Here is a 16,605-nt window from a genome sequence, read left to right on the forward strand (position 1 = left end):
ACGGGCCGAGGAGGTCGCATGAGGATCACCGGAGCCGTGCTCGAAGTCTCGGGCGCGCAGCCCCCGTTCGCGCGCACGCACCCGTTCACGGTGGGCGAGCTCGAACTTGACCCGCCCGGGCCTGATGAGCTGCTCGTGCGCATCGAATCCGCGGGGGTGTGCCATTCCGATCTCAGCGTCGTCGACGGCAATCGGGTGCGGCCCGTCCCGATGCTGTTGGGCCACGAGGCCGCGGGCATCGTCGAGCGGCTCGGCGACGGCGTCGACGACGTCGCCGTGGGCGATCGGGTCGTGATGACCTTCCTGCCGCGTTGCGGCGAATGCGACGGATGCCTCACGGAAGGGCGGCTGCCGTGCACCCCGGGTTCGGCGGCCAATGCGGCGGGCACGCTGCTCGGCGGCGGCATCCGTCTCCATCGGGACCACGGAGGCGAGCCGCAGGAGGTGCACCACCATCTCGGCGTGTCGGCGTTCGCCACGCATTCCGTGGTCAGCCGGGCGTCGGTCGTGCCGGTCGACGCCGACGTGCCGCCCGAGATCGCCGCTCTGCTCGGGTGCGCGGTGCTCACCGGCGGCGGCGCCGTCGTCAACGCCGGGCGGCCGGCGGCGAGCGACCGCGTCGTGGTGGTCGGCCTCGGCGGCGTCGGCATGGCGGCGCTTCTGGTCGCCGTCGCGCTGGGCCACCAGGTGATCGGCGTCGACACCGTGCCCGCGAAGCTCGCGGCCGCCCTCGCGTGCGGGGCGAGCGCGGCGCTGACTCCCGGGGAAGCGTTGGACCGCGGCATCCGTGCCACGGTCGTCGTGGAGGCGGCCGGCGCCGCGCGCGCGTTCGAGACCGCGCTCGCCCTCACGGCTCCGGGTGGCACCACCGTCACGGTAGGGCTGCCGGCGCCCGACGCGCACGCGCGCGTGTCTCCGCTGCTGCTGACCGCCGAGGCCCGCACCATCGTGGGCAGCTACCTCGGCTCGGCGGTGCCGAGCCGCGACATCCCTCGGTACGTCGACCTGTGGCGCTCGGGCCGCCTGCCGCTCGAGCGACTCGTCTCCTCCCGTATCGGCCTCGACGGACTCGACGCGGCCATGGATCGGCTCGCCGCGGGCGGCGAGCTGCGCCAGCTGATCGCCTTCTGACCGGACGACGCCGGACCGCCGCCGCGTCGGAGGTTCGACGTAGGCTCGCGGCGTGGCCACCCTCGACGATCTGCGCCGCACGGCGGCCGGGCTTCCGGGCACGAAGGAGCGCGCGACGACGGGCGGCGCCGCCTGGTTCGTGCGCAGCAAGCTCTACGCGTGGGAGTGTCACCCCTGGCCGAGCATCCCCGACGACATGCGGGCGATCATCGCGTCCGAGCTCGTCGTCGGTGTGAAGGTCGCCGACCCGATCGACGCGCTGGCCCTGGTCGAGATGGAGCCCGGTGTGTTCCTGCGCACGACCACGCCGTGGGGCGAGCCGAAGGTCGCGTTCCGCATGGCCGGCATCGACCGAGAGCACCTCGCCGAACTGGTGACCGAGGCGTGGCGCGTGGAGGCGCCGAAGTATCTGCGGCGCGCGCTCGACGACGCGGGTTAGGGCAGGGGGTCGTCGCCGCGCCCCCACGCGATGGCGATCAGCCGGCGCAGCACGTCGAGGTCGATGTCGTCGAGCTTCTTCACGTAGACGCAGCCCGCTCCCTCGGTGTACTTTCCGAGCTCCGGCAGCAGCTCGGCCCCCGCGGGAAGGTCCTTCAGCCCGTAGAGGGAGAGCTGCGCTTTGCGCGGGGAGAACGCGGTCTTCGGCCACTCGCCCCGGCGCCGGGGATCGGATGGGGACACGTACCGATAGCTGCCGTACCCGACCATCGAAGGGCCCCACATCACGGGCTCGGCTCCGGTCACCTCGCGGAAGATCTCGGCGAGCGCCAGGCCGTCCTCCCGTCGCCGCTGCGGTGTCGCCGCATCGAGGAAGGCCGTCACGTCGGCATCGGTCGCCTGCGTCTTGATCTCGCTCACGCCGCCATTATGGCCGCGTGCACCGACGCCGGACAGGGGCCGATCAGCGGGAGGCCGACGATCCGGTCAGTTGGTCGAGGATCTCGAACCGGCTGACCGACCCCGAGAACTCGATGATGCGTCCGCCCGTCACCCGGTACATCGCGAACTCGGCCACGTTCACGTGACGCCGGGTGGGCGCGAGCCCGCGGTACGCCCCGACGTGCGTCCCGCCGCCGCGGACGTGGGCGGCCAGGCGATCCTCTTCCGCGACGAGCTGGATGCGACGCCACTGCCAGTCGGGGAACGCATCGAAGAGGTCGGCCAGGTCGGCGATCCACGCGTCCGCTCCGCCCGGGAGGTGCGCGCGCCGCACCGCAGGGTCGACGAACGAGCGGATCGCGTCGAGATCGTGGCGGTTGCACGCGTCGAGGTACTCGGCGTGCCACTCGCGCATCTCCCAGGGCTCCACCCCCTCATTATCCGCACCCCGTGCACCGACCCATGGCGCCGCCGGTCTCGCGCCCGTCGACGCGCGTGGCACTGTCATCGCGATTCGTCAACCCCCAGTCCGAGCGGTCCCGGTGGTCATAGCGTCCTCGTCATGACCGACCTCGACCAGCACAACACCCAGGGCGTGCCAGACGAGAACGCCGCCGCCGACACCGCATCGGGCGGCGCGCCGGAACCGCCGGACACCACCGACGACCACGACGCGCCCGCCGACGAAACCCACCAGAGGATGATGACCATGCCGAAGCCCTATATCCTGACCGCTGTGCTCGGACTGGCGGCCGCCGCCGTCGCGTTCGTGGTCGGCACGAAAGCCGGCGCGAGTCGGTTCCGCGAGCTCAGCGGGATCGCCAAGGACGTCTGGAACGACCCCGCGGTGGCGAAGGTCCGTGACCGCGCCTTCCAGAAGATCGAGTCGACGGCGACGCGTGTAGCCACCAAGAGCTGACCCGACGGAACACCCGCGACCCCGGACGGCTGAGATGCCGTCCGGGGTCGCGGCTCTGACCCCTGCGATCAGCTCCCGGAGCACGCGGCGGGCGAATCCGACTGGCCGGGTGGCTTGTTCGTCAGCATGATGAGCCCCTTCCAGAGCGCCCACCCGCGCCCGCGCGCCCACCTGGCCTCGTCGACCGCCAGCGCCGCGCGGTAGACGTCGCGCGCCGTTGCCTCGAACATCGTCCAGAGCGCCCCGTGTCGCAGGCCGATCCCCGACGGCGGCGCACCCGAAGTCGACGCCTGCCGAGAGATCGCCGTGCGTTCCGTCCCGGGAGCCAGCCGTAGACCGACCACGGTGCCGGAAAGAGCGAGGACGGGTGCCCCAGGCCCCGCACCGCGCAGCACATGACACTGAGTACTATTAGTCGTGGGATTCAGTTCCATAGAATCGGATCCGCCGAACCCGCATCCACACGCCAGGAGTCCGATCGTGACCGACTTCCAGCCCCGCCCCGGCCAGCGCGTCGAGGGCTACGACGTCACCCGCCGCCGCGGCACCGACTACTACGCCGTGTTCGCCGACATCCCCGCAGCCGACCGCGAGGTGTGGGAACGCGCCCAGGCTTACGTCGACGAGGTCGGCACGCGCATGCAGGACGCGTGGGACACCGCCGAGTACCCGCTCGACATCGCGATGCGCGGCGGCGAGCTCGACCTCTTCAACGACGGCATCGTGCACCCGGCGCTCACGCGGTTCTCGCCGCTCGCGGCGGGGCTCGTGAACATGGAGGTCTCACGCGGCGACGGGTCCCTCGGCACGGTGCTCGCCGTGCAGGGCGGTCTGGCCCTGCGCACGCTCGCGCTCTTCGGCAGCGACGACCAGCAGACCCGGTGGCTCGTGCCTGTCGCGCGGGGTGAGGTCGCAGCATCCTTCGCCCTCACCGAACCCGATCACGGTTCCGACTCGGTCTCGCTCGAAACCGTCGCCCACCGGGACGCCGCCACGCAGGAGTGGGTGATCGACGGCGCGAAGAAGTGGATCGGCAACGGAGCCTCGGGCGGCATCACGTTCGTGTGGGCGCGCGTCGAAGCCGACGACGACGAGTTCCACGGCGCGGTGCGCTGCTTCCTCGTCGAGCAGGACACCTCGGGCTACACGGGCACGGTGATCACGGGCAAGGCGTCGCTGCGCGGCATCCACCAGGCCCTCATCACCCTCGATGGCGTGCGCGTGCCTGCCGGTGCCGTCCTGCCGGGAACGAAGAGCTTCAAGGATGCCTCGACGGTGCTGTACTCGACGCGCTCGGGCGTCGCATGGTCGGCGCTCGGACACGCGACCGCCTGCTACGAGGCCGCTCTCGCGTACTCGCAGCAGCGCATCCAGTTCGGCAAGCCCCTCGCGAAGTTCCAGATGGTGCAGGAGCGCCTCGCGAACATGCTCGAGGAGCTCACCGCGATGCAGCTGTACTGCCGGTGGATGGCCGATCTCGAGGAGCGCGGCGAACTGCGCCCGACGCAGGCCTCGCTCGCGAAGTACCACAACACCCGCGCGGCCCGCCGGATCGCATCGACCGCCCGCGACATGCTCGGCGGCAACGGCATCCTGCTCGAGAACGGCGTCATGCAGCATATGGCCGACATCGAGGCGATCCACACGTATGAAGGCACCGAGAGCGTGCAGGCGCTGCTGATCGGCCGCGACATCACCGGAATGAGCGCTTTCGCGTAGCCGCTCCCCCCGGTTCGGCGCAACCCACCCGGCTCGTTCACCCGCATCGCATACGCTCGGCGCATGGGACTGTTCCGCAACGACCCTCAGCGGGTCGTCCTCGAATCGCACGATGTGGAGCCGCGCGCGACCCGCGCCCCGTGGAGTCTGTGGGCCGACGGCTTCGGCAGGCTCAGCATCCGTGCTGTCCAGATCCTGGTCGTCGTCACCGTGCTCACGGGCATCATCTTCGCGATCCAGTACCTGACGCTGGTGACCATCCCCCTGACGATCGCGCTGATCCTCGCGTGTGCGTTCGCGCCGGTGCTGGGATGGATGCGGCGCCGCGGCGTGCCGTCGCTGCTCGCCACCCTGATCACGCTGTTCGCCATCACCGTCCTGCTGGCCGGGGTGGGCTGGCTCATCGTCTGGGCGGTCAGCGACCAGTGGGACGGGCTCTACGCACAGGCGGTGGACGGCGGCCAGGAGCTGATCGCGTGGGTGCAGACGCTGCCCTTCGCCCCGTCGCAGGATCAGCTCGACGAGTGGCTCGCGACCGTGATCGACTTCATCACCAGCGCCCAGTTCGGGTCGGGCGCTCTCCGCGGCGTCAACGCCGTCGTGAACTTCGTGACGGGGTTCGTGCTGATGGTCACGATCCTCTTCTTCTTCCTGAAGGACGGCCCGCAGATGTGGGAGTTCGTTCTCCGCCCGTTCCGCGGCGGGAACTACCTGCGGGCAGAGCGCATCGGCGACAAGACGGTCGGTGTGCTCGGCTCGTACATGCGGGGCACCGCGACCGTCGCCCTCGTGGACGCCGTCGGCATCCTCATCGGCCTGCTCATCCTGAACGTGCCGCTGGCGATCCCGCTCGCGGTGCTGACCTTCCTGCTGGCGTTCATCCCGATCGTCGGCGCGACGCTCGCGGGCATCATCGCCGCGCTGGTCGCGCTCGTGGCCAACGGCTGGGTCAACGCGCTGCTGGTCGTGGGTGTCGTCGTGCTCGTGAACCAGCTCGAGGGCAACTTCCTGCAGCCGTTCCTCATGGGCCGCTCGATGAAGCTGCACGCGTTCGTGATCCTCGTCGCCCTGACGATCGGCACCGTTCTGGGCGGCATCGTCGGGGCGGTGCTCGCCGTGCCGATCGCCGCCGCGGCCTGGGGCGCGGTGCAGGTGTGGGACGGCGAGGACCTCCCCGCCCGCTGGGCGCGACCGAAACGTCCGATCGCCCAGTGAAGCGGGCCTGAGGCTCCGCCGCGCGCGTAGGGCACCCCTTGCGCGGGACTAAGGTACGCGTGGCCGCCAAGACAGGGTTAACGCCCGATGAGCGCCACCCGCCTTAGCGAGGAAAGTCGTACCTGTCAGCACGACCGGAACCGATCCGAGGTTTCGCCGCAGACAGGAGACACTCATGTACGACACCAGCTACGCGGGCCACATCATCTACCAGCAGCGCGTCGGCGAGCTCGTCCGCGAACTCGAGCTCATGCGCTCTCACGCCGAGCGCGGCCAGGCGCCCGCGCGCCCGGCCGGGCAGCCGCTCTCGGCCTGGTTCCGCGGGATCCTCCACCTCCGCCGGGGCGCCGCGGCGATCGCGGGCCACTGAGTCGACATCCCGGAAGGGGGGGCGCACCCCCGATGTCCACGCGAGTGCGCACGAGCAAGGCGAGGCCGACGGGCCTCGCCCTGCTCACGTGACACGGGGCTCCCTAGGGAGATCGGGGAGATCGCCCGATTGCCTGCGCCGTGCGGCGCGGGCACGATCGACGCGAGAGGTGTGCGATGAGGTGCATGTGCAGACGGCTGACGACCGGAGCAGCCGGCTGGCTCGAGTTCGCGGCTGCCGTGGCAGGCCTGCTGGCGTGGGTGGCGCGCGTCTGATCGATCCGATCTGAGCAGACGGATGCTGCGAATAGGGCATCCGCCCGATGAGCGCCCCACCCCTTAGCGAGGACAGTCGTACCTGTAAGAAGCCCGCGTTCCGCGGGCCGCCCGACAGGAGACGCACATGAACGACACGACGTACTTCGCCTCGGTGCTCGACGCGCATCGCGCGGAGGACCTGCGTCGGGAGGTGGCGCTGCTCGCGCAGCATGCGGAGCGCGACGCCGAGTCCCCCTCAACGCCGGCTGCACGGCGTGCGTCGGCCGCAGCATCCGTCCACCACCGTTCCTGGTGGCCGCACCGCTCCGCCCGCCGCACGACGTTCGTCGCCACGCGATGACGACCCGCCGGCGCGGGGAAGGTGCCACGATATGACCATGCCCGCTCTCTTCTCGAGCCCGCGCATGGTCGGCCGGCACACCGAGCTCGCCGCCCTGCTCGAGGCGTACGACGACGGAGTCGCGGGAGTCCCGCGTACCGTGGTCGTGCGCGGTGAGGCGGGGGTCGGCAAGACCCGGCTGGTGCAGGAGTTCCTCGCACTCGTCACCGCCGACCCGCTCGACGCACGTCCCGACGACGCACCCGTCGTCGCGTTCGGGCAGTGCGTCGACCTCGGCCCCATCGGCGCCGCGTTCGGCCCGGTGCGTCGGGTGCTGCGCGACCTGCACACGGCGGTGGGCACCGACGCGCTGCGCGACGCCGCCGGATCGGTCGCCGCGATCGCGAGCCTCGCCGCGCTGGTGCCGGGCATCGCCGACGAGACGCCCGAAGCCGACGAGCCGGCGGGCGAGTTCGCCGAGGCGATCGAGGTGCTGCTCGAGCGGCTGTCGCAGCGTCGTCACGTGGTCGTCGTGCTCGAGGACCTGCAGTGGGCGGATGCCGCAACGATGGCCCTGCTCAAGACCCTGGCCAGCACTCTGCGGGGCCGCCGGCTCACGATCGTCGCGACGTACCGCTCCGACGACATCGACCGCTTCCATCCCCTCCGTCCCGTGCTCGCCGAACTCGATCGCACGCGTTCCGTCGTGCGCGTGGAGGTGACGCCGCTCACGCCCGACGAGGTCGCCGAGCAGGTCGCCCAGCTCTCGAGTGGCCTCGACCCGCGCGTCGTCGAGGCGCTCGCGGAGCGCAGCGGCGGCATCCCGTTCCTCGTCGAAGAGCTCGTGGATCTCGGAGACCGCCCCCTCCCCGACACGCTGCGCGAACTGGTGCTCGCGCGCTACACCCGGCTGAGCGACGATGCGCAGCAGGCCGTGCGCACGATGGCCGCGGGTGGAGTGCACGTCGACGACGACGTGCTCGCTGCCGTGACCGCGCTCGACGAGAACGCGCTCGACCACGCCGTGCGCGAGGCCATCGATACGCGCGTCATCGCCGCCGACGGCCCCGGGTACTGCTTCCGGCATGCGCTCACCCGCGAGGCGGTCGAGGCCGAGATGCTGCCGAGCGAGCGCGTTCGCGTGCACCGCCGCTACGCCGAGCACCTGAGCGAGCATCGGGGCGAGTCGCCGGACGACGCGTCGGCGGTCGCCGAGCACTGGCTGGCCGCGCGCGACCTCCCCGCCGCCTTCGATGCGACCGTCACGGCGCTGCAGCAGTCGCGTTCGCGATTTTCGCCCGCCACCGCCGCGAAGCTCACCGAGCGCCTCGCGGAACTCTGGGATCAGGTTCCGGATGCCGAGACCCGCGCCGGCACGTCTCTTCCTGCCCTTCACCTCGACGCCGCGCAGGCCTGGCACGATCTCGGCGACGCCGAGCGGTCGTTGCGCTCAGCGAACGAGGGGCTCAGCGTATGCCCGGACGACCCCGTCACGCGCGCCGCGCTCCTGCGTCAGCGGTTCGTGCAGACGTACAACCTCGAGCACCGCGGTCGCGGCGAGGATCTGGAGGAGGCGGTCGCGCTCCTCGAAGACGTCGATGACCCTCGCGCGCACATCCTGCTGTCACGCGTGCTCACCAACATCGCGCTCGACGAGCACGGCGAGGCGGCGGCTGCACACGCTGCGCGCGCGATCGCGCTGGCCGAAGAGGCAGGTGACGACGCCGCGCTCGCCGTCGCCCTGACAGTGGAGGCATGGCGGATCGCGGGCGACGAGGACGACGAGCCCCGCGCACTGGCCCCGCTCGAGCGAGCGGTGACCCTGCGCCTCGACCCCTCGATGCGCGCGTACGCGGGGTCGGCCCTCACCGACATGCTGCTGCGCGTCGGGAGATTCGACGAGGCGGCCGTCGTCGGCACACAGCACTACGAAGACATCACCCGGGCGGGCATCGAACGCGGATCGGGGTCGAGCCTCGCCTATGCGCTGGCGCTCGCGCTGTTCGCCGCCGGGCGCCCCGAGAGCGCGCGACGGTACGCGCAGCGGGCTCGACGGCTGATGAAGAAGCCGCTGCACGGCGCGTCCATCGTCCGGCTGCTGGCCTCGCACCTGACCTGGGACGACCGCGACGATCAGCGCGAGGAGCTGCTCCTCGCCGAGCGCGCCACGATCGAGGACTCCCGGCGACGGTACCCCGACAAGCGCGGGTGGTGGGCGGTCGAGCGCGCGGAGGCGCAGCTCACGCTGCGCGGAGCGCGCACGGATGCCTCGGACGACGTACTCGCCGGGGTTCTCGCCGACCTGTTCGACATCGCCGACTCCGACACCGGCACACCCGCGGTGCGCCGCTACGCGATGGTGACAGCGGCGCTTCTCACCCTCGCGCCTGGCCGCCTCGTCGACCCGGGGTTCCGCGACCGGCTGGCCGCGAAGATCGAGACGTGGCCCGACCACGCGGCCGCCCACGCACACGCCGACCTTGTCCGGGCGCTCCTCGTCGATGCCGGCGGCGCCCCGGAGCACAGGGTCGCCGCGTGGCGCTCGCTCATCGACGCGCCGGCCGACGAGCTCCTCGCCGTGTGGCACCGGCGGCTCGCCCGCTGCCGCCTCGCCCTCGCCCTTCTCGATTCCGGCGACCGCGACGCGGCCGCGGAACTCCTCGCGGAGACCGTCGCTGAGGCGCCCGGCGAGGGCGTCGCACGCGTGGGTAGGTGGGCTGCAGAGCTCGCCGCCCGTGCCCGCCTCGCGCCCGGTCCCTCGGGTGTCGACTCCTCGCACGGGGTCGTCGCGACGCTGACGCCGCGGGAGCTGCAGGTGCTCGAGCTCATCGCCGAGGGCCTCACCAACCCGCAGATCGGGCAGCGCCTGTTCATCAGCCCGAAGACCGCGTCGGTGCACGTCTCCGCGATCCTCGCGAAGATCGGCGCCGCCAACCGCGCCGAGGCCGCCGCGCTCTACGCCGCGTCCGCCTCGACCCCGGCAGCGTCGACCTGATGCACATGGGGGGCGCGAGCGCGGCGTCCGTCGTCACAGCTCCACCAGCACCTGTGCGAGGAGGATCTTCACGACCATGGCCGCGGGGTACACGAGGGTGTAGCCGAGGGCGACACGGATGTCGTAGTCGGTGCGGGAATTGGCGAAGCCGAGGATCGCGGGGTTGGTCTGCGCGCCGCCCACGAGGCCCGACAGCCGAGTGCCGCCGAGCCGGAAGACGTGGCGCGCGAGGAGGAAGGTCGCGGCGATGAAGAAGGTGGTGAGTACGGCGCCGAGCAGCAGCAGGCGCACCACCTCGCCGGAGGCGATCGCCGACAGGATCTGGGCGCCGGCCTTCGTGCCGGCGTACGCGAGGAAGATCAGGAGGCCCAGCTCGGCGAGCACGCTCGAGGCCGTGTTCGGCAAGGACGTGACGAACCGTCCGATGCGGCCGATGCGGCCCATCACCAGCCCGACGACGAGCACGCCGGCGGCGTAGCCGAGGCTGAACTGCCCGCCGCCGGGGAGCGGGACCACGATCGAGCCCAGCAGCAGGCCGAGGGCGACGCCGAGGCCGAGCGCCACCGGGTTGATGTCGGCGAAGCCCCGCTCGGAGTCGCCCAGGAACCGGGTCACCTCGCCCATCGACCCGGTCGGGCCGACGACCCGCAGCCGGTCGCCCTGGTGCAGCACGAATTCGGGGGTCGCGACGAAGTCCACGTCTCCGCGGCGAACCTGCGCGATGGTCGCGCCGAACCGCTCGGGCAGGCGCAGGCCGGCGATGGTCCGGCCGGCGAGGCGGGCATCCGACAGGATGATGCGCCGGAAGTCGAGCCGGCTGCGGTCGCGCGTGAGATCGATCGCCGACGTGTGGCCGAGCTCGCGCGTCACCGCCTCGACGTCGTCCTTCGGGCCGATCACGTTCACGATGTCGCCGGGCTCGAGCGCCGCGTCGGGTCCGACGATCTCGACCTCGCCGTCGGCGGAGCGCCGGCGCGAGAACGCCACGCGATCGCCACGCCCCGCCGTGACCTCGCCCACAGTGGGGCGTGAGGGGGTGTCGACCTCGATCGGCTTGCCCACGATCGCCGCCTGGGCGTCGGTGTCCTTGTCTCGGGACCGGAGCGCGAGCGCGACACCGATCATCGCCGCAATCACCCCGTAGACGTACGCGCTCGCATACCCGACGGTGGCGTCGGGGCTCCCACCGGTGGCGGCGAGCGCGGGCGTGTTGTTGAGGGCGCCGGCGAACGTTCCGGCGATGGTGATCGGAGGGATGCCGAGGGCCGAGCCCACGAGATAGGCCACGACCGCCGTCACCACCAGCACCCCCGTGACGACCAGCATCAGCGGGTATGACGTGCGCAGCGCGTTGAAGAAGCCCGGCCCCGCGATGAGCCCCGTGCAGAACGCGAAGACGACGAGCCCGAGGTCGCCGACCGCCGCCGGCATCTCGATCGTGACGCCGGTCGACACACCCCACGCGGTGATGCCGATCGCCACGAACAGCACGCCGACGGCGCCGAGCGAGACGCCCGCGACGCGCACGCGCCCGAGGGCCGCTCCGACGCCGATCAGCACGAACAGCACGACGATCGGATGCTCGGCGAGGAACTGGAAGACGGTCGCCACGGTCACCCTCCGTTCGGGACGCGCACGCGCCCGCTCCGAGTCTGCCGACTCTCCGGCCGTCGCGCATCCGATCTGTCCGGGGTGTCGGGTGTCGCATCATGTCGCGCGGGGCCGGGGTGTCGGGTGTCGGCGGGGAACGGCAGGATGAGACGCATGCCGTACGAGATCCCCGCGCCGATGCTCGCGAAGTCCGTGCCCGACGTTCCCGATCCGGCGAAGGTTTCCGGTGGGCTGAGCTACGAGCCGAAGTGGGACGGGTTCCGCGCCCTCATCTCGTGGGACGGCGAGAACGTCGAGATCGGGTCCCGCGGCGCGAAGCCGCTGACGCGGTACTTCCCCGAGCTCGTCGAGGCGTTCGGCCGGCTGCTGCCCGAGCCGTGCCTCCTCGACGGCGAGATCGTCGTGCCGATCGACCGCGACGGCAGGCGCCGGCTCGACTGGGAATCGCTGTCGCAGCGCATCCACCCCGCCTCATCCCGCGTGAACATGCTCGCCGAGCAGACGCCGGCGATGTTCATCGCTTTCGATCTGCTCGCCGTCGGCGAGCGCGATCTGCAGAACGAGCCGTTCGCGACGCGCCGGCAGACGCTCGTCGACCTGTTGCATGACGTGCCCGACCCGGTCCACGTCACGCGCACCACCGATGATCCCGAGCTCGCGCGCAGATGGCTCGCCGAGTTCGAGGGCGCCGGGCTCGACGGCGTGGTCGCGAAGCCGCTCGACCAGCCGTACGCGCCGGGCAAGCGCACGATGTTCAAGATCAAGCACGCGCGCACGGCCGATGTCGTGGCACTGGGCTACCGCATCCACAAGTCGGGTCAGGGCGTCGGCTCGCTGCTGGTCGGGCTGTACGGCGAAGACGGCACGCTCTACCCCGTCGGCGGTGTCGCCGCCTGGAGCAACGCCCGCCGGCTCGAGCTCGTCGACGAGCTCGCTCCGCTCGTCGAGCGCGACGCCGACGGCGAGGCGCTGCGCGGCGAGGGCGAGAAGTCGCGCTTCCAGGCCGGTCGAGCCGACTCGTCCTTCGTGCGGCTGCGGCCAGAGCGCGTGCTCGAGGTGCGCTACGACCAGCTCGAGGGCTGGCGCTTCCGCCACACCGTGCAGTTCGAGCGCTGGCGCCCCGACCGCGACCCGCGCTCGTGCACGTACGAGCAGCTCGAGGTGGTCGCCGCGTACGACCTGGCCGACGTGCTGGTCTGAGACACTCCGGCGGCGAGCGGATGCCGCAGCAGTGGCCTGTTCGCCGCCTCGACACGGGTGTACCGTGCGGTCAGGGTCACCGCTGACGGAGGCATCATGGCCCGCCGAGACCAGCAGGGTTCCCGCGGTCGTGCCGGCACGCGGATCGCGCTGATGTGCGCTGTCATCGCGGCTCTGCTCGTCTCCGGGTGTTCGTCCACCCCGTCGCTTCCGGAGGAGCCGCAACCGGCCGATGCCATCCGCGAAGACATCGAGACCATCTTCCGCACGCTGTACGGGGAGGCCGCCGTCCGCGCGGTCCTCGTTCAGCAGCACGGCGAACTCGTCTTCGAGGAGTATCGGGAATCGACCGCGGAGGACACCTGGGATGTGCGAGGCGTCACCCGTGCGGTGACCTCGACCCTCATCGGCATCGCCATCGACCGCGGGCTCATCTCAGGGGTCGATGCCACCCTGGGCCAGCTGCTTCCCGACTACGCCGCCGTCCTCACACCGGAGACCGCGGCCGTGCAGCTGAAAGCCGTGCTCACCCATACGGCGAACTTCGCGCCGATGTCGGAGGAGCGCGACATCCGTGGAACGCCGGCCGACCTGTACGCGCAGCCGGACTGGGTCGCCGCGATCCTCGCGGATCGCGCATCCCGCGGGCCGGGCGACGGACGGTTCCTCTTCTCCGACCCGGGCACGCACATCCTCGCCGCCATCATCGCGGAGGCCACGGGGATGTCGCCGTTCCGGTTCGCAGACGAGGTGCTGTTCGATCCGCTCGACATCGACACCGCGCCCCTGTGGGAGGAGCGTTTCGCGCCCGGCGGCGACCCCCAGGAGCTTCTCCGCCAGTACCAGGAGGCCGACGTGGCGTGGCCCGCCGACCCTCAAGGGGTGAACCTCGGCTATACCCACCTGCGGCTGCGCCCGCCTGACCTCCTGGCGATCGGCCAGCTCATGCTCGACGAGGGCGTCTGGGACGACGAGCAGGTGGTGTCGGCCACGTGGGCCGTCCAGGCGACCAGTCCCGTCGTCGCCACCGTGGGATACGGAACGATCGCCTACGGCTACCAGTGGTGGGTCGACCCGCAGCGCGGCGTGTTCTACGCCCAGGGCGAGGGCGGGACGGCGGTCGTCGTCGACCCGGTGAGGGATGCCGTCGCCGTGATCGCCTCGGAGGTCACGATCGACGACCCGCGCGGGAACCACGGCTTCGCGAGTGCGACAGCTGTGGGACTCGCAGCCCTGCTCCTCGCAGACCTCTCCGACGACGCCGAGTGAGAGCGGCCGATCATCACGATGCGGTGGCCGAAGATCCACCCGAAGCCTGCACGGTACAGCGGGATCGGTGTCCGCATCAGCCACGGCGTCGCGAGCAGTCGCACCGCGATGCGGCCGAGCATCCCAGGCCCCCGCGGGGACTGGTACGGGTCGGTCACCGACTCCGTCATCCGTCGTGCTTCGGCCAGTTCTCCGGGTTGATTCGGCTGGGCTGCACGCGCGGCGGCTCGCCCGGCATCTTGGGGAAGTCCGGCGGAAACGGCAGCTCGCCGAGCCCGTCGTCGAGGTCGCGCTGCCACCACTCCAGCAGCGTGTCGATGCGCCCCGGCTTCGCGAGCAGGTCAGCCCACGGGTCGCCGACCTCGGCCAGGCGCTGCGGAACGGTCCGCACCGTGAAGTCCGCCGGGTCGACCCCGGCCTCCAGCTCGTCCCAGGTGAGCGGCGTCGACACCGTCGCGGTCGGCAGCGCACGCGGGCTGTAGGCGCCGGCCATCGTGCGGTCGCGGTTGGCCTGGTTGAAGTCGATGAAGATGCGCTCGCCGCGCTCCTCCTTCCACCAGTTCATCGTGACTCTGTCGGGCAGGCGCCGCTCGAGCTCGCGGCCGGCCGCGATGACCGCATGGCGCACGTCCAGGAACTCCCACTCCGGCTCGATCGGACAGAACACGTGGATGCCGCGGTTGCCGCTGGTCTTCAGAAACGCGGTCAGTCCCGCCTCGGCGAGAACGTCGCGCATCGCGGGAGCGACGGCCGCAGCATCCGTGAAATCCGTCCCCGGCTGCGGGTCGAGGTCTATGCGCAGCTCCACGGGATTGTCGGTGTTCGCCGTCAGCGACGCCCACGGGTGGAAGACGATGGTGTTCATCTGCACGGCCCAGACCGCGGCTGCGATCTCGGTGAGGATGATCTGCGGATGCCGCCGCCCGCTGTTGTACGTCACGGTCTGGGCTTCGACGAAGGCCGGCGCCCCCTTCGGCGGGTTCTTCGAGTAGAACCGCTCGCCGTCGACACCCTCGGGGAACCGCTCGAGCGAGACGGGGCGGTCGCCGTTCGCCGCCAGGAACGGCCCCGAGACCGCGATGAGGTACTCCGCGAGCTCGCGCTTGGTGATGCCCGCCTCGGGCCAGATCACCCGGTCGGGATTCGAGATCCCCACCTCGCGATCGCCGTCGGGGCCGGGCACGGTGAGGGTGATCCGCGGGGACGCCATGGATCAGACGCTAGCGGCCGGCCGCGACATCCGTCACCCCGCTCACCGCTCGACCGGGAACACCATGTGCGTCACGCGGGTGCTGGGGATGACCATCGTCGGGTCGCCCAGTCGCACCGCCGCGGGATCGACGTCGGCGAAGTACCGATGCCCCTCCCCCAGCACGACCGGCACGAGGTCGACCGCGACCTCGTCGACGAGTCCCGCGGCGAGTGCCTGGCCCGCGACGGTGCCCGCAGCCACCGCGACCGTGCGATCGCCGGCGAGCTCCTTGGCCTTGGCGACCGCCGCCTCGATCCCGTCCGTGACGAAGTGCGCGTTCCCGGTGTGGGCATGGGCCCAGCCCTGCGGGGCCTCGTGCGTGAGCACGACGAACGGCACGCCCAGCGGGTGCACGCCGCTCCAGCCGTCGGTGATGTCGAACAGCAGGCGGCCGACCACGAGGCATCCGAGTTCCCCGATGAAGCCGCGCCAGTAGTCCGCGCTGGTCGGCGTGAGATGGAACGACGCCGGCTCGCTCGCGGTGACGACCTCGACCTCACCCGCCTCGTACCAGTCGAAGAGGCGCCCCGGATCGTTGTTCTCGTGCGCGACGAAGCCGTCCAACGACATCGACGCCGACGTCACGACCTTGCCCATGGGTCAGCCCTCCGCCGCGAGCAGCCCGTCGAGCTTGTCGTAGCCCTCGCGCATGCCGCGCTCCATGCCCTCGGACTGCATGTTCGCGAGCACCTCGACGGTCGAGAACACGCTGTGGTCGACGATCCGCGAGCGACCGCCTTCGAGCGCCTCGAAGCGGATGCAGTCGATGCTGACCTCATCGGGCCAGCCCTCGAACTCGAACGTCTGGATGATCAGCTCGTTCTCGCGCACCGTGTGGAACACGCCGCGGAACGCATACTCGCCGCTCGCGTCGCGCTGTACGAAGCGATAGCCGCCGCCGGTGCGGAAGTCCCAGTGGGTGATCTCGGTGCGCTCCTCGCCGGGTCCGATCCACTGCTGGAACAGCTGCGGATCGGCATGCGCCCGGAACAGCGCCTCGACGGGAGCGTCGAACTCCCGCGTGATGTCGGCATACGACGTGCCCGGAACGGCTTCGATGATGAGCGGGTTGCTCATGATTCCTTCTCCTTCGTGTCGGTCCTGCGAGGGTCTCCTGTCGAGGGGACGGATGCTGCCGCCGCGAGCACCGCGTCGAGCCGCCGGTAGGCGCGCTCGGCGTCGAGCCGGTAGCGGTCGATCCACGCGGTGAGCTCCTCGAGCGCCGCGGCGTCGAGGTGGACGGGTCGCCGCTGCGCGTCGCGCGACCGCGTGACGAGCCCGGCGTCTTCGAGCACCTTGATGTGGCGGGAGACCGCCTGCATGGTGATCGGGAACGGCTCGGCGAGCTCGCCCACCGTCGCCGGCCCGCGGCTCAGGCGCGCGATGATCGCGCGGCGGACCGGGTCGCCCAGCGCCACGAACGCTCGATCGAGTCGGTCATCGCTCAT

Annotated in this window: 18 protein-coding genes; 10 read left to right on the forward strand and 8 right to left on the reverse strand. The window is 71.3% G+C overall.

Going from position 1 to position 16,605, the window contains the following annotated elements; genetic code table 11:
- Window positions 1-18 precede the first annotated feature (18 nt).
- Complete coding sequence (locus tag MRBLWH7_RS08970) at window positions 19-1,131, forward strand: alcohol dehydrogenase catalytic domain-containing protein (protein WP_342001325.1); 1,113 nt, start codon at window positions 19-21, stop codon at window positions 1,129-1,131.
- A 52-nt stretch (window positions 1,132-1,183) separates the two neighbouring features.
- Complete coding sequence (locus tag MRBLWH7_RS08975) at window positions 1,184-1,570, forward strand: hypothetical protein (RefSeq protein ID WP_342001327.1); 387 nt, start codon at window positions 1,184-1,186, stop codon at window positions 1,568-1,570.
- Here MRBLWH7_RS08975 and MRBLWH7_RS08980 read toward each other — a convergent pair.
- On the reverse strand, window positions 1,567-1,989 hold the full coding sequence (locus MRBLWH7_RS08980; RefSeq protein ID WP_342001329.1) for a DUF1801 domain-containing protein: 423 nt from the start codon (window positions 1,987-1,989) through the stop codon (window positions 1,567-1,569). The two genes, MRBLWH7_RS08975 and MRBLWH7_RS08980, sit on opposite strands and share 4 nt — an antisense overlap.
- Window positions 1,990-2,032: 43 nt before the next feature.
- Complete coding sequence (locus MRBLWH7_RS08985; RefSeq protein ID WP_342001331.1) at window positions 2,033-2,440, reverse strand: ester cyclase; 408 nt, start codon at window positions 2,438-2,440, stop codon at window positions 2,033-2,035.
- A 132-nt stretch (window positions 2,441-2,572) separates the two neighbouring features.
- Between MRBLWH7_RS08985 and MRBLWH7_RS08990 the strand changes: the two genes are divergently transcribed.
- Complete coding sequence (locus MRBLWH7_RS08990) at window positions 2,573-2,929, forward strand: hypothetical protein (protein WP_342001334.1); 357 nt, start codon at window positions 2,573-2,575, stop codon at window positions 2,927-2,929.
- A 68-nt stretch (window positions 2,930-2,997) separates the two neighbouring features.
- Here the strand turns inward: MRBLWH7_RS08990 and MRBLWH7_RS08995 are convergent, their stop codons facing one another.
- Window positions 2,998-3,159: a hypothetical protein gene (locus MRBLWH7_RS08995; protein WP_342001336.1), complete on the reverse strand. Its 162-nt coding sequence runs from the start codon at window positions 3,157-3,159 to the stop codon at window positions 2,998-3,000.
- A 250-nt stretch (window positions 3,160-3,409) separates the two neighbouring features.
- On the opposite strand from MRBLWH7_RS08995, the gene MRBLWH7_RS09000 reads away from it, so the two are divergent.
- The 5 genes from MRBLWH7_RS09000 (at window position 3,410) to MRBLWH7_RS09020 (ending at window position 9,825) form a co-directional block, all read left to right on the forward strand.
- A complete protein-coding gene (locus tag MRBLWH7_RS09000; RefSeq protein WP_342001338.1) occupies window positions 3,410-4,648 on the forward strand; it encodes an acyl-CoA dehydrogenase family protein in 1,239 nt (412 codons plus the stop codon).
- A gap of 63 nt (window positions 4,649-4,711) precedes the next feature.
- Window positions 4,712-5,863, forward strand: coding sequence for an AI-2E family transporter (locus MRBLWH7_RS09005; RefSeq protein WP_342001340.1), 1,152 nt, complete (start codon window positions 4,712-4,714; stop codon window positions 5,861-5,863).
- A 175-nt stretch (window positions 5,864-6,038) separates the two neighbouring features.
- On the forward strand, window positions 6,039-6,233 hold the full coding sequence (locus MRBLWH7_RS09010) for a hypothetical protein (RefSeq protein WP_342001342.1): 195 nt from the start codon (window positions 6,039-6,041) through the stop codon (window positions 6,231-6,233).
- Window positions 6,234-6,635: 402 nt separating this feature from the next.
- Complete coding sequence (locus MRBLWH7_RS09015; RefSeq protein ID WP_342001344.1) at window positions 6,636-6,851, forward strand: hypothetical protein; 216 nt, start codon at window positions 6,636-6,638, stop codon at window positions 6,849-6,851.
- A gap of 31 nt (window positions 6,852-6,882) precedes the next feature.
- Window positions 6,883-9,825 (forward strand): AAA family ATPase, encoded by a 2,943-nt coding sequence (locus MRBLWH7_RS09020; RefSeq protein WP_342001346.1) that lies wholly within the window; start codon window positions 6,883-6,885, stop codon window positions 9,823-9,825.
- Window positions 9,826-9,858: 33 nt separating this feature from the next.
- On the opposite strand, the gene MRBLWH7_RS09025 is transcribed toward MRBLWH7_RS09020, so the two are convergent.
- Window positions 9,859-11,436: a TrkA C-terminal domain-containing protein gene (locus MRBLWH7_RS09025; protein ID WP_342001348.1), complete on the reverse strand. Its 1,578-nt coding sequence runs from the start codon at window positions 11,434-11,436 to the stop codon at window positions 9,859-9,861.
- Window positions 11,437-11,589: 153 nt separating this feature from the next.
- On the opposite strand from MRBLWH7_RS09025, the gene MRBLWH7_RS09030 reads away from it, so the two are divergent.
- Both MRBLWH7_RS09030 and MRBLWH7_RS09035 read left to right on the forward strand, forming a co-directional pair.
- Complete coding sequence (locus MRBLWH7_RS09030; RefSeq protein WP_342001351.1) at window positions 11,590-12,636, forward strand: ATP-dependent DNA ligase; 1,047 nt, start codon at window positions 11,590-11,592, stop codon at window positions 12,634-12,636.
- Window positions 12,637-12,732: 96 nt separating this feature from the next.
- The gene (locus MRBLWH7_RS09035; protein WP_342001353.1) at window positions 12,733-13,905 is read left to right on the forward strand and encodes a serine hydrolase; all 1,173 of its coding nucleotides are present in this window, start codon (window positions 12,733-12,735) and stop codon (window positions 13,903-13,905) included.
- Window positions 13,906-14,071: 166 nt separating this feature from the next.
- Here MRBLWH7_RS09035 and ligD read toward each other — a convergent pair whose 3' ends face one another.
- Genes ligD through MRBLWH7_RS09055 form a run of 4 tightly spaced genes read right to left on the reverse strand, consistent with a single transcriptional unit; the run spans window position 14,072 to window position 16,605 of the window.
- Window positions 14,072-15,115, reverse strand: coding sequence for a non-homologous end-joining DNA ligase (gene ligD, locus MRBLWH7_RS09040; RefSeq protein WP_342001355.1), 1,044 nt, complete (start codon window positions 15,113-15,115; stop codon window positions 14,072-14,074).
- 42 nt (window positions 15,116-15,157) lie between these two features.
- Window positions 15,158-15,754: a dihydrofolate reductase family protein gene (locus MRBLWH7_RS09045; protein WP_342001357.1), complete on the reverse strand. Its 597-nt coding sequence runs from the start codon at window positions 15,752-15,754 to the stop codon at window positions 15,158-15,160.
- A 3-nt stretch (window positions 15,755-15,757) separates the two neighbouring features.
- Window positions 15,758-16,234 (reverse strand): SRPBCC family protein, encoded by a 477-nt coding sequence (locus tag MRBLWH7_RS09050; RefSeq protein WP_342001359.1) that lies wholly within the window; start codon window positions 16,232-16,234, stop codon window positions 15,758-15,760.
- The gene (locus tag MRBLWH7_RS09055; protein ID WP_342001362.1) at window positions 16,231-16,605 is read right to left on the reverse strand and encodes a metalloregulator ArsR/SmtB family transcription factor; all 375 of its coding nucleotides are present in this window, start codon (window positions 16,603-16,605) and stop codon (window positions 16,231-16,233) included. Before MRBLWH7_RS09055 ends, MRBLWH7_RS09050 begins: the two co-directional genes overlap by 4 nt.

This window comes from Microbacterium sp. LWH7-1.2 (assembly GCF_038397755.1).
Lineage (GTDB): Bacteria > Actinomycetota > Actinomycetes > Actinomycetales > Microbacteriaceae > Microbacterium.